The organism is Bradyrhizobium sp. P2_E8 (assembly GCF_056403875.1).
In genome coordinates, this window is record NZ_JBFUES010000526.1 from 1 (window position 1) to 5,195 (window position 5,195).

6 protein-coding genes are annotated in these 5,195 nt (G+C 63.1%); 5 read left to right on the plus strand and 1 reads right to left on the minus strand.

Annotation, left to right across the window (positions count from 1 at the left end):
• The coding region (locus AC1D00_RS25490; RefSeq protein ID WP_477012549.1) for a MurR/RpiR family transcriptional regulator at positions 1 to 289 on the minus strand (289 nt) is incomplete at its 3' end.
• Between the two features lie 242 nt (positions 290 to 531).
• Between AC1D00_RS25490 and AC1D00_RS25495 the strand changes: the two genes are divergently transcribed.
• From AC1D00_RS25495 to AC1D00_RS25515, 5 genes are all read left to right on the plus strand, one after another.
• On the plus strand, positions 532 to 2,073 hold the full coding sequence (locus tag AC1D00_RS25495) for an ABC transporter substrate-binding protein (protein WP_477012550.1): 1,542 nt from the start codon (positions 532 to 534) through the stop codon (positions 2,071 to 2,073).
• A 79-nt stretch (positions 2,074 to 2,152) separates the two neighbouring features.
• Positions 2,153 to 3,097, plus strand: a complete 945-nt coding sequence (locus AC1D00_RS25500; RefSeq protein WP_027548223.1) for an ABC transporter permease — start codon at positions 2,153 to 2,155, stop codon at positions 3,095 to 3,097.
• Positions 3,094 to 3,954: an ABC transporter permease gene (locus AC1D00_RS25505; RefSeq protein WP_477012551.1), complete on the plus strand. Its 861-nt coding sequence runs from the start codon at positions 3,094 to 3,096 to the stop codon at positions 3,952 to 3,954. Before AC1D00_RS25500 ends, AC1D00_RS25505 begins: the two co-directional genes overlap by 4 nt.
• 3 nt (positions 3,955 to 3,957) lie before the next feature.
• The gene (locus AC1D00_RS25510) at positions 3,958 to 4,932 is read left to right on the plus strand and encodes an ABC transporter ATP-binding protein (RefSeq protein ID WP_477012552.1); all 975 of its coding nucleotides are present in this window, start codon (positions 3,958 to 3,960) and stop codon (positions 4,930 to 4,932) included.
• The coding region (locus AC1D00_RS25515; RefSeq protein WP_477012553.1) for an ATP-binding cassette domain-containing protein at positions 4,929 to 5,195 on the plus strand (267 nt) is incomplete at its 3' end. The genes AC1D00_RS25510 and AC1D00_RS25515, both read left to right, overlap by 4 nt.

Consider the following 5,195-nt stretch of genomic DNA (forward strand, 5'->3'; position numbering starts at 1 on the left):
TCACCTTGAGGTCACGGACGCCGCGACAGCCGACGGAGCGGCTGAACCTGGTCACTGTCGGTTCACTGACGCGCGCGCTGCGGGCCAGCTCCGCATTGCTCGCGTGAATGGCAAACTCGACGTCGGCCAGCAGCGCCATGGCAACACGCTGCTCCGATGGGCTGAGACCCGGAGCACTCTGTCTGATGACGGAGATGATATCGCCGGCCACGAACGCGTCGCGGCGCGACGGCGTCGAGACTGCTGTCCCAGCGGACTTCGCCGGGTGAATTCGCTTCGCACGCGGCATGCGCGCCCTTCCTCAGGTCGGATTAACCTGCGCCCCCAACCAGGAGATCGCCGTAAGAAACCTTCAGCTTCGACCGATCAACGTATCGACAGATCGGCAATCAATGGCAATTTTCCACTTGAAACTTAGCATATTATGCATGTAACTTTCAAACAAACGATAACGCGCCGCCGGGTCGACACCTGAGGGCGCATCCCCTGCACGTGAAGGCAGGCGGCTGAAACAAGGTGGGAGGGGCGATCATGAGATGCGACCTCAGTGTCTTGATGCGTGGCGCCGTCGGGATCGCCACCGCATTGTTTCTCAATGCACAGGCCAGCGCGGCCACCCTGCTTCGCGAAGCGACCATCGGCGAACCGCCGCCACTCGACGTCATGCTGACGACTGCCGACGTCGCATCAGTCATCGGCCGCCACATCTTCGAGACACTGTATGCGCTGGACTCGACCTATGCGCCACGGCCGATGCTGGCCGAGAGCGATCGCGAGGAAGACGGCGGCAAGACCATCGTCATCAAGCTCCGCGAAGGCGTCCCCTTCCACAACGGCAAGGAGATGACCGCCAAGGACGTGGCCGCCTCGCTGACGCGGTGGGGCAACTTCGGTGCGCGCGGCAAGCTCCTGATGGCCGCAGCCTCGTCGGTCGAGGCAACCGGAAAGTATGAGGTCACGCTGAAATTGTCCGCGCCGAACGGCGCCTGGAAGAATCTCATTGCGGACGTCAATGGTGGCCTTGCGATCTATCCGGAAGAAATCGCCGCCAATGCCGGAAACCGGCCGATCGAGCAGAAGGACTATATCGGTACCGGGCCTTACAAGTTCGTGGAGTGGCGGCCGAACCGCTATGTCGAGGTGGAGAAATTCGATGGCTACAAGCCGGTGAAGGAAAAGGGCGACGGCTTCGCCGGCGCCCGCGTCGCCATCTTCGACAAGATCCGGTTCATTCCGGTCCCGGACGTCGGCACCCGCGTGAGCGGCGTGCAGGCCGGCGACTACGACTATGCGGAAATGATCTCTGGCGATCTGTACGAGTCCCTGAGCAAGGACCAGTCGGTTCAGGTGCAGCGTACGAACGCGCCGATCTTCGGCCTTTTCTTCATGAACTCGAAGCAGGGAATCCTGAAGGACAACTACAAGCTCCGCCGCGCCATCCAGACCGCGCTGGACAAGTCGCAGGCCCTGCGCGTCGCCTTCGGCTCCAAGGACCTGTGGAATGCCGAGGGATCGATCTTCCCCAAGGGCACGCCCTGGTACTCGGCGGAAGGCGTATCCGGCTACAGCCCGCGCGATCCAAAGAAGGCCAAGGAACTCGCCAAGGAGGCGGACTACACAGGAACTCCGATTCGCCTCTTGGTCTCGACGAACTATCAGGCGCACTATGACGAAGCCTCGGTCTTCACACGCCAGCTGGCCGACGCCGGGATCAATGTTCAGATGATGGTCGTCGATTGGGCGACGCTTCTCAAGATGCGAGGCCAGCCGGAACAGTGGGACATCTTTGTCACCCACCATTCGTTCTCGCCTGATCCGCTGCTCCTCACGTTCCTGAATGCAAGCTATCCCGGGTGGTGGGACAGCCCCGAGATCAGTTCGCTTCGGGCCGAGCTGATCAAATCGACCGATCCGACCGCACGCAAGTCGACATGGGACAAGATCCAATCGCTGATCTACGACCAGGTGCCGGTCATGAAAGTGGGCGATGCCTACACCTATGACATCGCGTCTCCCAAGCTGAAGGGACTGAACCCGAACGGTCCTGTGTTCTGGAATGTGTCTACCAAGTAAGGACGGACAATGAGACCGCTGGGAATGTCGAGCGCCGTCACCGACGCGCTTCGTCGCCGCTGATCAGCTGCACCATCACATGTGGTCTTACGCACTCAAGCGCGCGGCAACGACGGCGGTAACGCTTCTAGCGGCGTCCGTTATCATCTTTGCCTTCATCCATATCGTTCCGGGCGATCCCATCTATGTTCTGCTCGGTGACACCGCGACCCCCGATCAGATCGACGCTCTGCGACACCAGCTCGGCCTCGATCAACCGATCATCCTGCAATATCTGACCTGGATCGGCCACGTGCTCGAGGGCAATCTCGGACGGTCGATCTTCTTCCAGGCGCCGGTGCTGTCGGTGATTGCCGATGGGGCCGAGACCAGCGCCTTGCTCGCCACCATGACGATGATCTGGGTTACGCTCATCGGTGTGCCGATCGGCATGATCGCGGCGGTTCGGCACGGCACCTGGCTCGACCAGGGGCTGTCCGGCGCGGCGATGCTGATGGCCTCGATTCCTACGTTCTGGGTCGGGCTCTATTTGATCCTGATCTTTGCCGCGTGGCTCGGCTGGTTTCCGAGCTCCGGTTATCCATCGATCTTCGAAGGCGGGCTCGTCAATCTCCGCTATCTCGTCCTCCCGAGCCTGGCGCTTGCGGCGCCGAATGCCGCGCTGATTCTGCGGCTGACGCGCGCCAGCATGCTCGACGTCTCCCGCGAGGATTACGTGCGCACGGCGCGTGCAAAGGGTATCAGGCCCTGGCAGGTCGTGGTTCGGCACATCCTGCGCAACGCGCTCCTGGCGGTGGTCTCGGCATTCGGCTTCACTTTCGCGGCGCTGCTGTCCGAAGCGGTGGTGACCGAAACTGTGTTTGCCCTGCCGGGTATCGGCCGCCTCGTCGTCCAGTCGATCCTCCGCCGGGATTATCCGGTGATCCAGGGCGTCATTCTGGTCATCGTCGTCGTCTATCTCCTGATCAACCTGATCGTCGATCTGAGTTATCGCCTGCTCGATCCGCGGGTCGAACTCCAATGAGCCGTGACGGCGCGATCCTTTGGCTGAAGCCGTTCATCGCGCGCCCGATCGCACTGTTCGGGCTCGGCATCCTCCTGGGGACCATACTCGCCGCGACTTTGGCGCCCTGGCTCGCACCTTACGATCCCTACGCCATCGACCCGTCGATCCGACTGACGCCTCCGAACGCGCTTCATTGGTTCGGTACCGACCAATTTGGCCGGGACACCTTGTCACGCGTCATCCACTCGGCGCGCATGGCGCTCCTGATCGGTTCGGGCGTGGTCGTGTTCGCGCTTGCGACAGGCGTGCCGATCGGCGTGCTGTCCGCCCTGTTCCCCCGGCTTGGTCACCTGCTGATGCGCATGGTCGATGTGCTCATGGCATTCCCGAGCCTGCTGCTCGCACTTGGGCTGATCGTCGTCCTCGGCCCGAGCGTGGCCAATGCCATTCTGGCGATCGGGCTCGGCTACATGACGACCACGACGCGGATCGTTTACGGTCTGACGCTGCGCTTGCGCATGGAGACCTATGTCGAGGCATCCCGCAGCATGGGCGCCGGAACGGCTTGGCTCATCGGCAAGCATATTTTGCCGAACCTAGTCTCACCGCTTCTTGTGCAGGCCAGCTTCGTCTTCGCGTTCGCGCAGCTTGGCGCGGCATCGCTCGATTTCCTTGGCCTGGGCGCTCCGCCGGAGATTCCGAGCTGGGGCAACATGCTGGCGGAATCGCGCACCTTCATCACCCGCGCGCCGTGGCTGCTGTTCTTTCCGGGCATGATGATCGTGGCGACTGCATTTTCGCTCAACCTGGTCGGCGATGCACTGCGCGATCGTCTCGATCCTCGGTTCCGTCAGCTCTTTAGCGAGAAGGGCTAGATCGTGCTGTCCGTTCGCGACCTTACGGTGTCATTGGGCCCGGAGACTGCACCGGTCGACATCGTCGCCGGCGTGTCCTTCGAACTTGGCAAGGGCGAAATCCTCGGCCTCGTCGGCGAATCCGGATGCGGCAAGAGCATGACCTCGCTTGCGGTGATGGGATTGCTGCCCCAGCCCGGTCCGCGGATCCGGGCCGGCCGGGTCCTGTTGGAGGGCTGCGACGTGACGCAGCTGCAGCCCTGGCAGCGCGTCGAAGCGGGCCACGGCCGGATGGCAATGATTTTTCAGGAGCCGATGACCTCGCTTAACCCGGTTCGTCGGATCGGCGATCAGATCGCCGAAGCCGTGCGCGTGCATGATCGATTGTCCGGCCCTCCGGCGATCGACAGGGCGCGCGAGCTGCTCGAGCAGGTGCGCATGCCCGATCCCGCAATGCAACTGTCGGCGTATCCGCATCAATTGTCCGGCGGCCAGCGCCAACGGGTCATGATCGCGATCGCACTGGCCTGCAGGCCTCAGGTTCTGATCGCCGATGAACCGACCACGGCACTGGATGTCACCATCCAGGTACAGGTTCTCGGGCTGCTGCGCGAGCTCTGCAACCGCCTCGACATGGCGATGTTGTTCATCACCCACGACATGGGGGTGATCGCGCAGCTCGCCGATCGCGTGTCGGTCATGTATGCGGGCCGGATCGTGGAGACAGCGGGCGTCGAGGCGTTGTTCGGCAGACCGCGCCACCACTACACGCGCGGACTGATGGACTGCATGCCGTCGCGGAATTCCGGTGCGCGCCGTCTGCCAACCATAGCGGGCCAGCCGCCGGCACCCGGCACGGTCGGCGCTGGCTGCGTCTTTGCCTCACGGTGCGCAGCGGTGCGCGAGACGTGCCGCACCGCGGCCCCACCGCGCGCGGAAGTTTCTCGAGGACACGAGGTGCTCTGCGCCTTCCCCCTGGATGCCGGGRAACCGCGATGAACGGCAACGCTGTCCTCGACATTCGGGATCTGAAGGTCTCCTTCAGCGTCAGGCGCGCCGGCCGAAAATATCAGGTGCGGGCGGTGGATGGTGTGTCGCTGTCGCTGGCAGAGGGTGAGGTGCTCGGGATCGTCGGCGAGTCAGGCTGTGGCAAGACCACGGTGGGCCGCTCCATCGTCGGGCTGGTCCGGCCCGACAGCGGCACCATCAGCTTCAAGGGAACGGACATGACGGGTGCCAGCCTTCGCGACATGCGTCTGAAC